The organism is Collinsella aerofaciens, assembly GCF_015561195.1.
Lineage (GTDB): Bacteria > Actinomycetota > Coriobacteriia > Coriobacteriales > Coriobacteriaceae > Collinsella > Collinsella aerofaciens_AC.
The window spans coordinates 183,532-198,459 of sequence record NZ_JADMSU010000004.1 but is presented as its reverse complement, the minus strand read 5'-3'; the positions used below and the strand labels follow the sequence as shown (position 1 = coordinate 198,459).

The following is a 14,928-nucleotide window of genomic DNA, read 5'->3' as shown; positions in this document are numbered from 1 at the left end:
GGACCTGTAGCTCAGTTGGTTAGAGCGTCCGGCTGATAACCGGGAGGTCACAAGTTCGAATCTTGTCAGGTCCACCACTTTCTTTCGCAATAAACACCCCAGCGAGAGCCGAGTCGCCGCTGGGGTGTTTATTACTGTCTCCGTGGGGGTTTAGCTCAGCTGGGAGAGCGCGGGCTTTGCAAGCCTGAGGTCAGGGGTTCGATCCCCCTAACCTCCACCATGATGGACCTGTAGCTCAGTTGGTTAGAGCGTCCGGCTGATAACCGGGAGGTCACAAGTTCGAATCTTGTCAGGTCCACCATCAAAACTGTGAAGAGCCCTGGGGCGTTGCCTCGGGGCTTTTTTCATACCTACTGAAAGTAGTCAAAAAAGCCCCGTCCCAAATTAACTGCTTTGATTTTGTGTGCTGTGCGAAAGTTTGGGTAGTATAGCTATTCAATGCGGCGGGCTGCCGCGTGTTAACCGCTACGTACCGGAGGTGTTCCATGGTTCGTGTCGACATAGAGACCATCGTCATGGCCGCCGGTCCCGTGCCATCGCTTATCGTACTTCGTGAGCGCAGCAGCAAATCGGACTCGCCCGCGCCGCTGCGTTCCCTTTCCATTCAGACTGGTTCGTTTGAAGCTGCTGCCATCAGCCGCGGCATCGATAGCGGCCGCGCCGAGCGCCCGATTACCCATGACCTGCTGCTCGATACCGTTGACGCCCTGGGCGCCAAGCTCGAGCGCATCGAGATCGTTCGCGCCGAGCCGCCGGTGTTCTACGCGACGATCGTCGTACTGGCCGATGGCGAGGAGCGCAAGATCGACGCCCGCCCCAGTGACGCCATTGCCCTTGCCGTGCGCAGCAATGCCCCCATGTTTGTGGAGGACGACATCATGAATCGCCTGGGCACTGTTTCTACCCACGCCGAGGAAGTCGACGACGAGCAGGAGTTCGAGAAGTTCGACGAGTTCGTCCATACGCTCTCCCCCGATGACTTCTAAATGTCTGGCACGCGAGCGGAGAGGTCGCTGATGGGTACCCGCGTATCGGCTGAAGCGGCCGCCATCGCGCGTGAAGCCCAGATGCGCTCGGAGGCATCCGAGGCGGCACGCATCGCCTATGTGATGCAGGCCCGCACGCTTCGCGAGCGCCGCAGCTCGTTTATCAAGATGGTTGTCATCTCCGTCCTTGTCGCGGCAATCTGTTCGCGCCTTCGTGGTACAGTTGGTGCGCTTGGGTTTTCGATTTCAACAGGCTTGGTAATCTGGGGCGTGGTCGATGCAGTAATGCTGACCAGCCAGATCAAGGTACTCGACAAGCGCGCGATGGATATGATGCGCGCCCGCGACGCTGCCGCCAAGATCGCTGCCGAGGCACAAGAACTGTAACGACGCCAGACTCGATGGGAAGGTCTAAAGATGGCACAGGATATGCAGGACGCCGGTAACGTCTCCGCCGAGCTCGACGCCATGGTGTGTGACCTGATCGGCGCGTTCTTGGACGACCTCGCCGCCGGTGAGAATCCGGGCGTAGTTGTGGCGATCGAGGACGCTACTTCCAACCGATATCTGGCGGCGCTCGACGAGGACGGCGAGGAGGCATGCCTGGAGGCTGCCACCAACTTTATCTCCGAGCACAAGATGGGCCTCAAGGACGAGGGCCTGGGCCGCATAGCCCGCTATGCCATCGGCTACACCGGTTGTGTCGAAATTGACGGCGGCTATCACGACGCCCTGCTTGTGAGCTTCTTCGAAACCACGCTCGAGAGCGGTTTTTCGGCATACGTGCTGTATGAGGGCATGGGTGCCGGCGATGGTTTTATGTGGAGCGACCCTGAACCTGCAGGTGAGGAAACCCCTCTTATCTAAAATCGCTAAAATAAACGAGTTTTCGGTAAAAGGCTCAATATTCCCGCTGAGCGTTGTATCGCTGGGCGGGCCGCATACGCGTGCCGTTTGTATATGGATAGAAGATAGGGGAACTACATGCGCGTAGACAATCTGAGGAACATCGCCATCATCGCCCACGTCGACCACGGCAAGACGACGATGGTCGACAAGCTCCTGCGTGCCACGGACGCCTTCCGTGCCAACCAGCAGGTCGAGGACCGCGTCCTGGACTCCAACGACCAGGAGCGCGAGCGCGGCATTACGATTCTCGCCAAGAACATCTCTATCGAGTACAAGGACGTCAAGATCAACGTCATCGACACCCCGGGCCACGCCGACTTTGGCGGCGAGGTCGAGCGCGTGCTGCGTATGGCCGACGGCGCCCTGCTGCTGGTTGACGCTTTTGAGGGCCCCATGCCCCAGACCCGCTTCGTGCTGCGTCACGCTATCGACACCGGCCTCAAGATCATGATCGTTATCAACAAGATCGATCGTCCGGGCGCCAACCCCGAGAAGGCCTACAACGACTGCCTGGACCTTATGGCCGACCTGGGTGCCACCGACGACCAGCTCGAGTTCGCCATGGAGCACGTGGTCTACGCCAGCGCCATGAACGGCTTTGCCCGTCTTGACCCCAACGACGGCAACATGGACATGTATCCGCTGCTTGATATGATCATCGACGACATGCCCGCCCCCGAGGTTGACGAGAACGCCCCGCTGGCCATGCAGTGCGTGACCATCGACCACTCCAACTTTGTCGGCCGCATCGGCATCGGTCGCGTGTATTCCGGCGCCATTCACCAGGGCGATCAGATCCTGGTTGTCAAGAACGACGGCTCCAGCGCAACTGCTACCGTCAAGCAGCTCTTTACCTTCGACTACCTGGGCCGCACCGAGTGCCAGGAAGTCGGCGCCGGCGACATTGCCGCCGTTGTCGGTATTGACCGCACCGATATCGGCGATGTCTACACCGACCCCGAGAACCCCGTTGAGCTCGAGCCCATCGAGATCGACCCGCCGACTCTGTCCATCGTCTTTGAGGCTTCGACCTCCCCGCTCGTCGGTCGCGACGGCGACATCGTGGGCGCCCGTCAGCTCAAGGAGCGCCTGTTCAACGAGGCCGAGAACAACGTGACCATGAAGATCGAGGAGCTCGAGGACAAGAGCGGCGTCGAGGTCTCGGGCCGCGGCATCCTGCACCTGTCCGTCCTGATGGAGTCCATGCGCCGCGAGGGCTTTGAGTTCCAGGTCGGCCGTCCCCGCGTTCTGTTTAAGAAGGACGAGAACGGCAACAAGATGGAGCCCGTCGAGCAGGCCGTCGTCGAGTGCCCGGACGAGTACTCGGGCAAGGTCGTTGAGGTCTTCGGTACCTCCGGCGGTATCATGACGAGCATGGATACCTCGGGCATCGTGACGCACCTCGAGTTCAAGATCCCGACGCGCGGCATCATGGGTCTTAAGAACCGCATCATGAACGTCACCCACGGCGAGGGTGTGTTCTACCACACCTTCCTGGAGTACGGTCCCTACGCCGGCGAGATCGGCAACCGTCAGAACGGCGCCATGATCTCCATGACCACCGAGAAGGCGGTTGCCTACGCCCTGGGCACGCTGCAGGAGCGCGGCCAGCTGTTTGTTGAGCCGGGCACCGAGTGCTACGAGGGCATGATCGTGGGCGAGCGCAGCAAGGCTGGCGACATGGTCGTCAACATCGCCCGTACCAAGAACCTGGGCAACCAGCGTTCCTCGACCTCCGATATCTCCGTCCAGCTGGTGCCGCCTCGCACCTTCTCGCTGGAGGAGGCGCTGGAGTACATCGCTGATGACGAGCTGGTCGAGATCACTCCCAAGAACATCCGCCTGCGCAAGCGCCTGCTCAACGCCACCGACCGCAAGAAGGCCGCCGTTCGCGCCGGTCAGGTCAACAAATAAGCGCTGGGGCTTATAACCGCCAATAAGAAAGGGCGTCGACCGCGATGGTCGGCGCCCTTTTTGGTCCAAGGGGAACAGGTTCGTTTGCACCACAGCTGGGGCGACTATTCCCCGATCGGCTTTCCAGCCAAAGTAAAGTTGTTTAAACATATACATAATTCCACAGAATATAACTGCTTTAATGCAAAACCGTTAACAGGTAAATATCAACTGGTATTAAATTAAAAGACCTCTTTACCTGCGGTTTACATGACTGGTATCTATATTGTATTTTATGCATTGTGGCATAGACGAACCGTCTTAGAAGTTGCTCCCCAATGGGTTCTTGCAATGCGCTAGGTAGGTTCTCGCTGATGTTGGGGTTTGTGTTCGATCCGACGATTCGCCGTATTCCACACTGTGTTGTAGGAATTAGGGGACAACTATGGACGCACACCGCTCACGGTCGCTGGGTATGGCGGCCCTGATCTTCATTTTAATTAGCCTCACCGCCGCAGTTTTTCACGGTGCAGCCCCCGTGCGCGCCGAGGACGTGACGACGCCGACGCCGATTGTGATCAACGGCGATACGGCGGACGTTAAGGTCAAGCTTTATACCGACGAGTACCATACTCAAGAGCTCAATGGTGCCGTAACGTCTACTTCGAAGCTCTATGGAGCTTTTTCGGCACAATTCAAAAACGGTGAGGCGCCTTCGCCCGAGAACTATATCGCTGTCTATAAGCTACCCGACACCATCGTCGTCGATGACGCACGTGGCAACCTCATGGAGGGTCCGGAAGCTTCTGCCGCCTAAGCTGGCACGTGGAAGATCGAGGGTAATAAGGTTGTCTTTACGTTTGACGAGGCGTGGCTCAAGTTAAACCCCGCGGAAATCTACGTTGCGGCAAACTTCTCGTTCCAGCTCGCAAACAAGGACACCGGTTCAGGCAACAGTACATCCGTAGTATTCCCTGGTGAGGGATCGATTGATATCCCCACTAAGGACGGCGAGGTCACGGGGACGAAGGCTGGGGCCTTCTCCCAGGGATCCGATGGCGTAGCCAAGGTTACCTGGACCGTTACGCTTACCGTTGAGTCGTACGCCACGAACGTTAGCTTCACCGATACACTGGGCGACAACTTCAGCTTTGTGAAAGGCAGCTTCGCGCTCGACGGCACGAAGCTCGAACCCCAGCCGAAGATCGACAGCCAGGTCGCGACCCTCGACAGCCTGGGCGATCTTTCCCATGGCGACCACACGATCACGTACGAAACGGAGCTGAAGAGCGGCGTTTCGGCAAACAACGGCGAGTTCATCGACGGTCAGGAAGCCTCAAAGAACATGGCGTCGTGGGAGTGGGGCGGTGCCAATGATCGTCAGAGCGGCACGGTTACGGCTGCCCCCAGCAAGTTCCGCTACGACATGATCAGTAAGTCCAGCGGCTCGGGCACGTCGTCGGACATTAAATGGACGGTCAAGCTCAACCAAGGCGAGCTCAAGGCGAACATGAGCGGCTATGTGTTCACCGACAAGCTGGACAATAAGCAAACGTATAAGGGGAGCTACGCGGTATATAAAGGCGATTCTAGTTCGGCTCTTTATACCGGCGAGATCGAAACGTCGCAGGACTCCTTTAGCTTCAAGTTCCCGGCCGACCTTGCCGACAAGTACGCCACTTATCGTATCGAATATCACACCGAGATGACGGACGCGAATTCATACGAAACGGTGAGAAATGAGGCGAAGATTGAGCACGAGGGCCGCGTGTCAGGCAACAGCGGCAATACGTTTACGCCGCAGCTTGTCGGTAACTCTTTTGTTGTCAAGAGCAAAGAGGATTCGAGCACTGCCGCCGCGGATGGCATGGTAACCTGGAAGCTAGTCGTTGACCTGGGTTCTATCGTGAACGCGTACAATCCGAATAGCGTTACCGTGTACGACACATTTCAGAGCGCTTTGAGCCAGACGCTCGGCCCTGTTCCCGAAAGTTACTCCATCAAGATCGGAGATAAGAAGCTGAACAAGGGCCAAGACTGGGATTTCTGGTACAGGTACGATACCTCTTCGGTTGGCACCAAAAAGAACATCAACCTCGATATATACACCAATAGCGATAGAGTAAAGGAAGCGCTTGAGCTGTCACGGTATGCGGAGATTACCTATAAAACGCGGACCGACGCTCTACCGGGTTGGTATTCGAATTTCGCTGCCGTTGGAGTCCAAGGTTGGAAGTCTTCCCTTACCGATGTGGTCACCTATGTTGTCAACAACGAGGCGCCTTGCCCTGCTGTGGAAAAGCCCACCTCGAAAGCTGTTGCAAAATGGGATGAGAACTTCGACTGGAATACAGTCGACGGCTCGAAAGAAAAGGGCGCTTGGGTTATCAGCTGGACGGTCTACGCGAACCGCGCCACTACAGTTGGTGGGGGCCATTACGGCGCGACCAAGCTCAACGGCAATCCGCTTAATATCGTCGATACCCTTCCCGCTGGCATGAGCTATGTGCCTGGTTCCGCCAAATACTTGCTGTATCAGAACCCGCACACGCCTCCGGCGGCGAACAATTATGGACGTGGCGATGAAGTAACTATGCTTCCGCAAGGTTTTCCGAATGGCAAGGACCTTGTGGGCGACCAGGTGAAGTCCGACGCTTCGGCGAATGCTGTCACCTTCTCCATTCCCACGACGGAACTCGGCGACTACGCCGGTTACGCCAAACTTACGTATCAGACGGCGGTCAAGCGCAGCGAGCTCGACATCTCCACGAACGAGGTGAAGTTCACCAACACCGCCAGCGCCGAGTCGGGAAGCAAGAAGTTCGAGTCCGGCAGCGGCACTGTCACTGTCAAGAACAGCGTCATCAAAAAGTCCGGCGAGCAGGTTGCCAATAGCAATCGCATCAAATACACCATTCTTGTTAACGAGTCTGCCGTTGCCCTTAAAAATGGCACCGACTTCCTTGAGCTCGTCGATACCATGGATGCCAAGTGCACGCTGGTGCCGTCGACGCTTAAAGTCTATGAGTGGGTGGATGGTGCCTGGTCGTCGCTGAGTGATATGGACTATTCGTCATCGATGGAGCGGATCGACGATGCTTCGGGCTCGCGTACGAAACTGACGCTCAGCGTGCCCGACGAGAAATATCTCAAGGTCGAGTACGAGGTTATCCCGACTGGAAACCCCGGTGATAAGGTGTCTCTTTCCAATACCGCGACACTTACGGGCGTGACGGAAGGCACGGCGATCGACGATCAAATATGGACTATCCAGAGTGCTTCCGCCAGTACGGGTGGCAACGGCTACGGCATCACGGTGACCAAGTACGATGCGCAGCAGGTTGGAGCGACACTCAAAGGGGCGGGGTTCGCACTCTACAGCGTGGATATGGGCGGGGAGAGCGCCAGGAAGTTGTTTGCCACCACTGAGACCGATGACAGCGGCAATATTTCGTTCGGCACGAGTGGCAGTGCGATGAACAGTTGTGTGCTCTACCAGCTTGAGGAGACCAGGGCGCCTGTTGGCTACGCCAAGGCCAAGTCTGCGTGGATCATGCTCAAGGGCAACGAGAACGACGAGGATTATCAAGCTGCGCTAGCTAAGGCGAAGACCATCGTCGGCGGTGCGGATATCATCGGCGATGACAAAAAGGACGAGATATGGATCTACGACAATCGCCTAACGGGCTCTGCGGTTATTAAAGCAAAGAAAGTGCTTGAAGGTGGAACCTTCAAGGAAGGACAGTTCTCGTTCGAACTCAAGGACGGCGAGGGCAAGGTACTCCAGACGGTGACTAATGACGCCGAGGGGAACGTCTCTTTTCCCGTCGAGTACAACAAGGCGGGAACCTATACCTACAAGATCTCCGAGGTCGTTCCCAAGGACGCCGAGGGCAACGTCAAGGATCACATTACCTATGACACGACCGAGCACAAGGTTAAGGTTGTCGTGGCTAATGGCGACGGAAAGCTCGATGTCACCGTCACCTACGATAACGACTCTCCGACTCCACCGACCTTTACCAACAGGTATTCGACCACGCTTCCCGAGGCGGGCGGGGCTGGCTTGACTATGACGTATCTGGCCGGCGCTTCGATGCTGTGTTTTGCCGCGACGTGGATGCATGCTCGTCGTCATCGCGATCTGGATCGAGGTGGCCGTCGTGAGTAGGTTTTGCCGCCGCTTGCTGGCTGTCGCGACGATAGTCACGGTTGCCATCCTCTCTTTTGTGGTGTTGCCCGGGACGGCTCATGCTGTCGGTACCGGAGCTATTACGGTGGACGGTAAAGTTGCGACGCGGTATGACGCGTATCAGCTCTTTTCGGCGATCGTTACCGACGATGCTGATGCCGACCAAAAAGTCGCAACTGACGTAACGTGGGCGAATGACGCCGTTCGTCAAGCTGTTCTCCCCGTGCTTCATGATGCGGGGCTCGATAGCTCGGCATCGGGGGCACAAGAGGCTGCCGAATGGATGGATGCCGACGGACACATGACGATGGCGCTGACGGCGAAACTTGCCCGCGCAATTGTCAAAGCAGGCGCCGTGTCCGTGGCCCTTAACGCGGGCACGACGGCCGAGCTGCCCTGCGGCTACTGGCTCATCGTCGCCGACGACGACGCCATCGCCCAGGGCGAGGCCGGCACCGCGCCGATCATGGCCCTGGTGGGCGGCGGCGCCGTCACCGTCAAGCCCAAGGCGTCGACCCCCAAGGTCCAAAAGCACGTGCTGGAGGACAGCCCCGCCGCCTGGCGGAAGGCCGCCGACGCCACGGTCGCCGACGACCTGTACTGGCGCCTCTCTGCCACGGTCCCGGCCGGGCTCACCGCCTACGACACCTACGCGGTGCAGTTCGTTGACGCCATGAGCGCGGGACTCGACCCCTCAAAGGTGGCCGCGAGCATGCGCGTGTACGTGGCGGCGGGCGCGGACGGCGGCTTTGACGCCGTCGCATGTGAGGACGGCAACGCCAACTCGACGCCGGCTAAAGGGTGGACAGACATAACTTCACAGTGCAAGGTCTCGGTCGAGGGGAACGCCTTCACCGTGCGCACCGGCGACCTGGTCGCCGCGCTCGGCGGGGCCGACGCCTTCACCGCGGGCGCCCGCGTGGCTGCTGTCTACAATGCGCCGTTGGGGGCCAACTGCAATCGAGGCGCTACCAAGGGCAACCCCAACGAGGTCTACCTGCGCTACCCGCGCTCTCCCCTCGCCGACCAGTCCGGCGACGTCGGATTCACCCGCACGCCGAGTGACGATGCGACGGCCTACACCTGGAGTCTCAGTCTGATCAAGCGCTCAAGCTCGGACGATAAACCGCTCGCGGGCGCCAAGCTGCGCATCATCGATGACCGCGGGCGCATTCTAACGACTGACGGCTCGTGGTCGACGGATGCCGACGCTTGTGTCACCACGGGCGCGGACGGCCATGTGGAATTGACCGGCGTGGACGCGGGTGTTTACACCGTCGAGGAAATCGCGGCACCCAAGGGCTACACCGCCTTTGAGGACAAACGTACGGTGACGGTTACGGCCGAGGGTCTGGACGTTAAACAGGTGGCGGCCGCGAAGCCCAAGGTGACTGTATCGGCCGAAAGCCCTCTGCGGGTTGACGCGGCCGATGCCGGGACGGGTTCGATTGAACTGTCGGTGCTCAACATCCCAAGCAAAGAAACAATTCGAGGCTTTATGCCCTCGACGGGAGATAGAACGTTGGTACTGGTGGCGGTTTTGGCTGCCATCGGAGCGGCGGTTATTGTTGTCGCGCTCGTCATCAAGCGGGGAGGAGGTCGCCGTGAAAAATAATTGCCCCCCCCCTTGCTCAATGGCGTGCTGCCTCCGTAGCGAGTGACGCGCGGGTCTACCGACCTGATGATCATTGGTTTTGAAAAAGTTACTAGAGAACCCTCCAAGAAAGAGGACCAAACATGAAGGCAACCAAGAACATCGCCCGCCTAGCAGTAACCGCCGGACTTACCGCGGCGTTGGGCTTCGGTGGAGTTATGGCACCGGTCACGATGGCGTTCGCTGAGGATGCGACTGCAACGGCCAATGGCTCGGTGACCATTGCGAACGTTGAGGGCAACCATACCGAATTCGATGGCTATCAGATTTTTAAGGCTGATGTTGCGACAGTCGAAGGTAAGACGGTTGTGAGTAATATCACCTGGGCAAACGGTAGCGTGAAGGCGGCTGTCGAGGGTGTCATTATGAATGAGGAGCCGACTTACAAAGGCAAGACCGCCCAGGACGCTGCGGACTGGATCACGAGTAAGGTGACGGGAACCAACGATGCATATTGCGTTGGCCCCGACAACATTGCTTATAAGATTGCCGCTGCTGTGGACGATCTTACTGACAAAAAGACAACGAGTGCTGGTGTTGCCTCCGGTCTAGAGCACGGTTACTGGCTCTTTGTGACCGATGCCGGCACCATCGGAGACGGCGAGACGGGCACGTCTCCCATCTTCACTGTCGTGGGAAGCACGCCCGTTAACGTCAACGAGAAAACGGGCATCCCTACCGTTGAGAAGAAAATCGTGAGCGATGCTGATGGCAAAGAGCACGATGCCGCCGATTCCCAGATCGGCCAGGACGTGACGTACAACCTCTACGGCACCGTCGCCGAGAACTTCGACAAGTACGACACGTATTTCTACAAGTTCTCCGATCAGATTTCCAAGGGCCTGACGCTGCAGAAGAATAGCGTCAAGGTCTATCTGTACGCTTCGTATACGGCGGCGAAAGCTGATCCGAACCACGAGAATAATACGGCTACAGACATTACGAATGCCTTTACCGAGGCGTCCTCTAATGCTGATCCATCTGACGGTAGCGTTACGACGACATGGACCCGCGACAACCTTAAAACTATCCCAGACGTGACCATCACCAAGGATTCTTGCATCGTTGTTTCCTATACGGCACAGATCAATAGCCATGCGGTCGTCGGTAGGAATGATGGCGGAAAGGGCAATCCCAACACCGTAACGCTTTACTACTCCAACAACCCCATGACCACCGACCATGGTCAAACCGTGCCCGACACTGTCAGGGACTACACCTACGGCCTAAAGATCAATAAGGTCGACTTGGGAACGGAGCGGGCTCTGAACGGTGCCCAGTTTACCATTCAGGTGAATAAACCAAACGATAAGACCTTGGATGGTAAGTTTGTTCGGGACGATGGCACCCTCTCCACCGAGGAATATGTATTCCAGACCAAGAACGACGGATGTTTTACGGTGACGGGTCTCGATGCCGGCACATATACCGTGACAGAGAAACATCTCGACGGTTATGCCGATATCTTACCGTTCGATTTCAAGATCGTTCCGACCATGTCAGAGGATGGGACTCAAATTGAAAGCCTAGTGCTTTCTATGACCGAATCTGACAAGCTTATCGCCGGCATCAACGATAATGGCGAGGGTAAAGTTGGCGATAACAAGCTTGAGGCCAAAGCTGATACCATCACAAACTCCGACGGCACCTTTAACATTACCGTCGGCAATACCAAACAGATCAACCTCCCACTGACCGGTCTTAACGGCGTGACCTTTACTTGGATTGCTGGTGGCGCGGTGCTGTGCATTGGCGTGGCACATCTCATCCGCAGCCGTAAGCGCGACGACGGTTCTGAGGAGTAGCTGTTCGCCTCGAATATCAACACGAGGTATGAAAAAGCGGGGCGCCCGGTCGATCGGGTGCCCCGCTTCGTTTGTTGGTGCAAAGAAACCTGGGCCTATTACACCACCACAAAAGGTGCCTGTCCCCTTTGTGGTGGTTGGTGGCTAGGCGGTGGGGAGTTCCGGCGTATTAGCCGGCTGTTGCGACTTGAGGTGGGCGTTGCGCCAGATGATCTGGATAACGTAGCCGAGCGTGAAGACAAAGGCCACGCCGCTGATGAAATCGCCTACGAGGGGGATTGCCGTAAGCGCGCCCGCGGCCACGCCGCCCGCGGCTGCCATGGCGTAGCGGTTCTGGTTGTGTCCGACCATGCGGGCGATCGCGCACCCCGCAAAGGCGCTCGACACCAACGCGATGCCGATAACGCCGCACAAGAGGGTTCCGGCAAGCGGCAGGCCAGCGATTGAGATAATCAGCAGTAGGACGGCGGGGACGATAGCGACCGTGCCCAGAAGACCGCTCACCCACAGGGGCGTGGGGCGCTGGTGGAGCATTCCGGCGGCGCTGGCGGTCGCGCGCGGAAAGACGAGCTCGAGCAGTAGGGCGATGAAGCAGGTCGAGAGCGCCGCGGCGACGATGCCGCCGATGACATCGTTAACGGTGGAAGAATCCTCGTTCTCGGTGCGGTCGATCTTGAGGGCACCGACCTCGGCTCCCGCGGCGCGCTCGGGGTCCTCGGAGACGTGCGCGTTCACGGTGCCGGTGATGTGGGCGTTCTTGCCCAGGATGAGCTTGTCGGCCCAGACCTCGACATCGCCCTCGACGGTGCCATCGATGGTCACCGTATCGCCCGCGAGCGCTGCCGACTTGGTAGAGCTGCGCAGGGCAACCGTCTCGCCTATCGCATAGAAGCAGTTGGCGGTGCTGTCGGAATTGAGCACGACATGCTGACCGACGACCGTGACGCTGCCGTCAACCGTAGTCTTGGCAATGTCGATGGTGCGCGCCGCAAGACGAACGGCGCCGCCCACCGTGCAGTCGCGGATCGAGAGGGTATCGCCCGCGGCGATGATATCGCGGTCGATGGAGGTGTCGTCCAGGTTGAGGCTCTGACCTGCCCAGTACAGGTCACCTTCGACGCCGGACGGATTGGCGTCGTTGTCGGTCGTAAGTACGTTGCCTGCGGTGTCCGTGCCGGCGAACGACGCCGTGGGAAGCGCGGTGATCGCCAGTGCGATGAGTGCGAATAGGATGGTGATGCGGCCCCACGCTTTACGGCGCTGGGTCGACGGGAATTGATTGTGGGGCATAGTGAATCCTTCGTCAGATGCTCGATATGCACCTAACAGGGTACCCAACGCGTGGGCGCTCTAAAAGAACCTCTCGGTTGCATTTCGAAGGATGAGCTCGCGCCACCTATTTTTTACGGTGCAAAAAGCGCGCAATGTCTTCCTCGGTGGGACTTTTGATGTCAAAGCGCAGCGATAGCCAGCGCAGCCCCATGGTCACAACGACGCATACGACCAGCGCGGCGACATTGCTCATAAGACCGCTCATGACAAGGCATACATAGCTTGCCGAGCCGGCAATGGCTGCGATGGCATAGAAGTTGGTGCGCTGGAAAATGCCCGGCACCACGCCCATAAAGCTGTCGCGCAACATGCCGCCGCCCACCGCGGTGAAAAAGCCCATCATGATGCACACCGCTGGCGCAAAGCCGTAGACCAGCGCCTTGTCTGCTCCGGTGGCGGCATAGATGCCGACCGAGATGATGTCGAGCAGGGGGATGAGTTTTTCGGGCTTGTCGACGATTGCCGGGAAAATATAGATGATGGCTGCCGTGGCAATGGAAAGCGGGAGTGCCATCGGCTGGTTGAGGATGTAGACGTTGCCCACCTGCAGCGTCATGTCGCGTAAAAGACCGCCGCCCAGGCCACAGACCACGGCAAGCGCGACCGCGCCCACCAGGTCGAGCTTGTGCTCGCGTGCGACCAACACGCCTGAGATCGATGCGGCGACAACAGCGAACATCTCGAGCCAAAATGGGATAGCGACCATGGCATCCGTGGCGTGTGAGGTAACGGTCATAGCGGCGACGACGGGCAAGATGGGGTCCTTTTGGTTGCGGGTTTAGACAAATGCTCGTACATAGTACATGGTTGGCGGGCGTGGTGACCCTATTGCTCGGTAAACGGTCGGCAGCGGATGCTGGCGTGGCATTGCTGGAATGCCAGGGATCCAAAACATGTACGTCACCCTCCAAAAACGACATTTTTCGACATCTTTGGAGGCTGACGTACATGTTTGGATTGAGCTCACAGCATGAGTGGGTTGATTTACCCACATCCGGTATATTTCCCCACTTCAACGGACATAAGAGTTGGATACCGGCTCAGAGCGAGAGGCCCTCAATGGATACCCCTGTTCTCATTTCGCATAAAACCGCATGGCTTGTTCATCATGCACCCCAGAATTTGGTTCAGTCTCTTGCACGGCACGACTACCAGATAGGCGCACGAGGCATCTCCACCCAGCAACGCGTTGCGCGCATACGACAGGCCCTTACCGACTGCGGCATTCCGTCCGATATGCTCAAGACTATCGATATCTCGGTTGTATTCGAATTCGAGCGAATTCGCACCAAAGGCGTCATTTGCCACATTCTTGGACAAAATCTTCCCTACGAGCATATTGACGAGCTGACGCCCGGAATCTTCATCACCGACGAAGCCTTCACCTTCGTGCTCGCTGCCGAGTGGATGGATAAGACCGAATATCTCGAGTATGGTTATGAAGTTTGCGGCGATTATCGCATGAGGCTCAATCCCGCCGACCCCTATACCGAGCAACCAGCCACTACCTCAAAGGATGAAATAACCGAACTGCTCGATCGGCACCCCGGCAAACCCGGTGCCACGCGTGCACGGCTCGCTCTCAGGCACATCTACGATCACTCGGCCTCGCCTATGGAGACCGCTTCGGCAATCGCCCTCTCGCTCCCAACAAGCGAAGGCGGCGTTGGCATCCGAGGTATCGAACTCAACAAACCGCTCGAGATCCCTCAACGTCTCTGGCATTGCGCCAAAGCTCGAACGCTCAAAATCGATGCGCTCGTTACCTACAAGCGCAGGGAGCTCGGTATCGAATATAAGGGCGGCTTTCACGACGAGGTCGAGCGCAAGGGAGCGGATGCGGAACGAGAGGCCGTTCTCTCCCAAATGGGATATCGAATCGTTACGCTCACTTCGGCTCAGTTCAGCAGTCAGCTCGCCTTTCACCGCGCCATGAACAACATTCGCGAAGCACTCGGCATGCCTCGCTGTACCAACACCGAGTACCAGAGAAAACAAAACGAACTACGCAAGGCACTTATCCGCAACTGGAAAGGCATGCGAGACGAGGAGACACCTTCCGAATAGCGCCACTCCCGTGAGCTCAATCCAAACGTGTACGTCAGCCTTCAAAGATGTCGAAAAATGTCGGTTTTGGAGGGTGACGTACATGTTTTG

11 protein-coding genes and 3 tRNA genes are annotated in these 14,928 nt (G+C 57.8%); 12 read left to right on the top strand and 2 right to left on the bottom strand.

Annotated elements, in window-relative coordinates; genetic code table 11:
* From I2H81_RS05845 to I2H81_RS05795, 11 genes are all read left to right on the top strand, one after another.
* A tRNA-Ile gene (locus tag I2H81_RS05845) sits at window positions 1-77 on the top strand.
* A gap of 67 nt (window positions 78-144) precedes the next feature.
* A tRNA-Ala gene (locus tag I2H81_RS05840) sits at window positions 145-220 on the top strand.
* Window positions 221-224: 4 nt separating this feature from the next.
* Window positions 225-301, top strand: a tRNA-Ile gene (locus I2H81_RS05835).
* A 184-nt stretch (window positions 302-485) separates the two neighbouring features.
* On the top strand, window positions 486-986 hold the full coding sequence (locus tag I2H81_RS05830) for a bifunctional nuclease family protein (protein ID WP_099432413.1): 501 nt from the start codon (window positions 486-488) through the stop codon (window positions 984-986).
* A gap of 30 nt (window positions 987-1,016) precedes the next feature.
* Window positions 1,017-1,373: a hypothetical protein gene (locus I2H81_RS05825; protein ID WP_195644895.1), complete on the top strand. Its 357-nt coding sequence runs from the start codon at window positions 1,017-1,019 to the stop codon at window positions 1,371-1,373.
* A gap of 30 nt (window positions 1,374-1,403) precedes the next feature.
* Complete coding sequence (locus I2H81_RS05820; RefSeq protein ID WP_117734803.1) at window positions 1,404-1,853, top strand: hypothetical protein; 450 nt, start codon at window positions 1,404-1,406, stop codon at window positions 1,851-1,853.
* A gap of 117 nt (window positions 1,854-1,970) precedes the next feature.
* Window positions 1,971-3,809: a translational GTPase TypA gene (typA, locus tag I2H81_RS05815; RefSeq protein WP_055287536.1), complete on the top strand. Its 1,839-nt coding sequence runs from the start codon at window positions 1,971-1,973 to the stop codon at window positions 3,807-3,809.
* A gap of 424 nt (window positions 3,810-4,233) precedes the next feature.
* Window positions 4,234-4,605, top strand: coding sequence for a hypothetical protein (locus I2H81_RS05810; RefSeq protein ID WP_195644894.1), 372 nt, complete (start codon window positions 4,234-4,236; stop codon window positions 4,603-4,605).
* A 336-nt stretch (window positions 4,606-4,941) separates the two neighbouring features.
* Window positions 4,942-7,959 (top strand): Spy0128 family protein, encoded by a 3,018-nt coding sequence (locus tag I2H81_RS10575; protein ID WP_195644893.1) that lies wholly within the window; start codon window positions 4,942-4,944, stop codon window positions 7,957-7,959.
* Window positions 7,913-9,595, top strand: coding sequence for a SpaA isopeptide-forming pilin-related protein (locus tag I2H81_RS05800; protein ID WP_195644892.1), 1,683 nt, complete (start codon window positions 7,913-7,915; stop codon window positions 9,593-9,595). Before I2H81_RS10575 ends, I2H81_RS05800 begins: the two co-directional genes overlap by 47 nt.
* A gap of 122 nt (window positions 9,596-9,717) precedes the next feature.
* Window positions 9,718-11,439, top strand: a complete 1,722-nt coding sequence (locus I2H81_RS05795; RefSeq protein WP_195644891.1) for an isopeptide-forming domain-containing fimbrial protein — start codon at window positions 9,718-9,720, stop codon at window positions 11,437-11,439.
* Between the two features lie 144 nt (window positions 11,440-11,583).
* Here the strand turns inward: I2H81_RS05795 and I2H81_RS05790 are convergent, their stop codons facing one another.
* Both I2H81_RS05790 and I2H81_RS05785 read right to left on the bottom strand, forming a co-directional pair.
* Entirely contained in the window at window positions 11,584-12,729 is a 1,146-nt protein-coding gene (locus I2H81_RS05790; RefSeq protein ID WP_195644890.1) for a bactofilin family protein, read from the bottom strand.
* Between the two features lie 106 nt (window positions 12,730-12,835).
* Window positions 12,836-13,525, bottom strand: coding sequence for a trimeric intracellular cation channel family protein (locus I2H81_RS05785; protein ID WP_229108094.1), 690 nt, complete (start codon window positions 13,523-13,525; stop codon window positions 12,836-12,838).
* Window positions 13,526-13,830: 305 nt separating this feature from the next.
* On the opposite strand from I2H81_RS05785, the gene I2H81_RS05780 reads away from it, so the two are divergent.
* On the top strand, window positions 13,831-14,838 hold the full coding sequence (locus I2H81_RS05780; RefSeq protein WP_195644889.1) for a hypothetical protein: 1,008 nt from the start codon (window positions 13,831-13,833) through the stop codon (window positions 14,836-14,838).
* Window positions 14,839-14,928 lie beyond the last annotated feature (90 nt).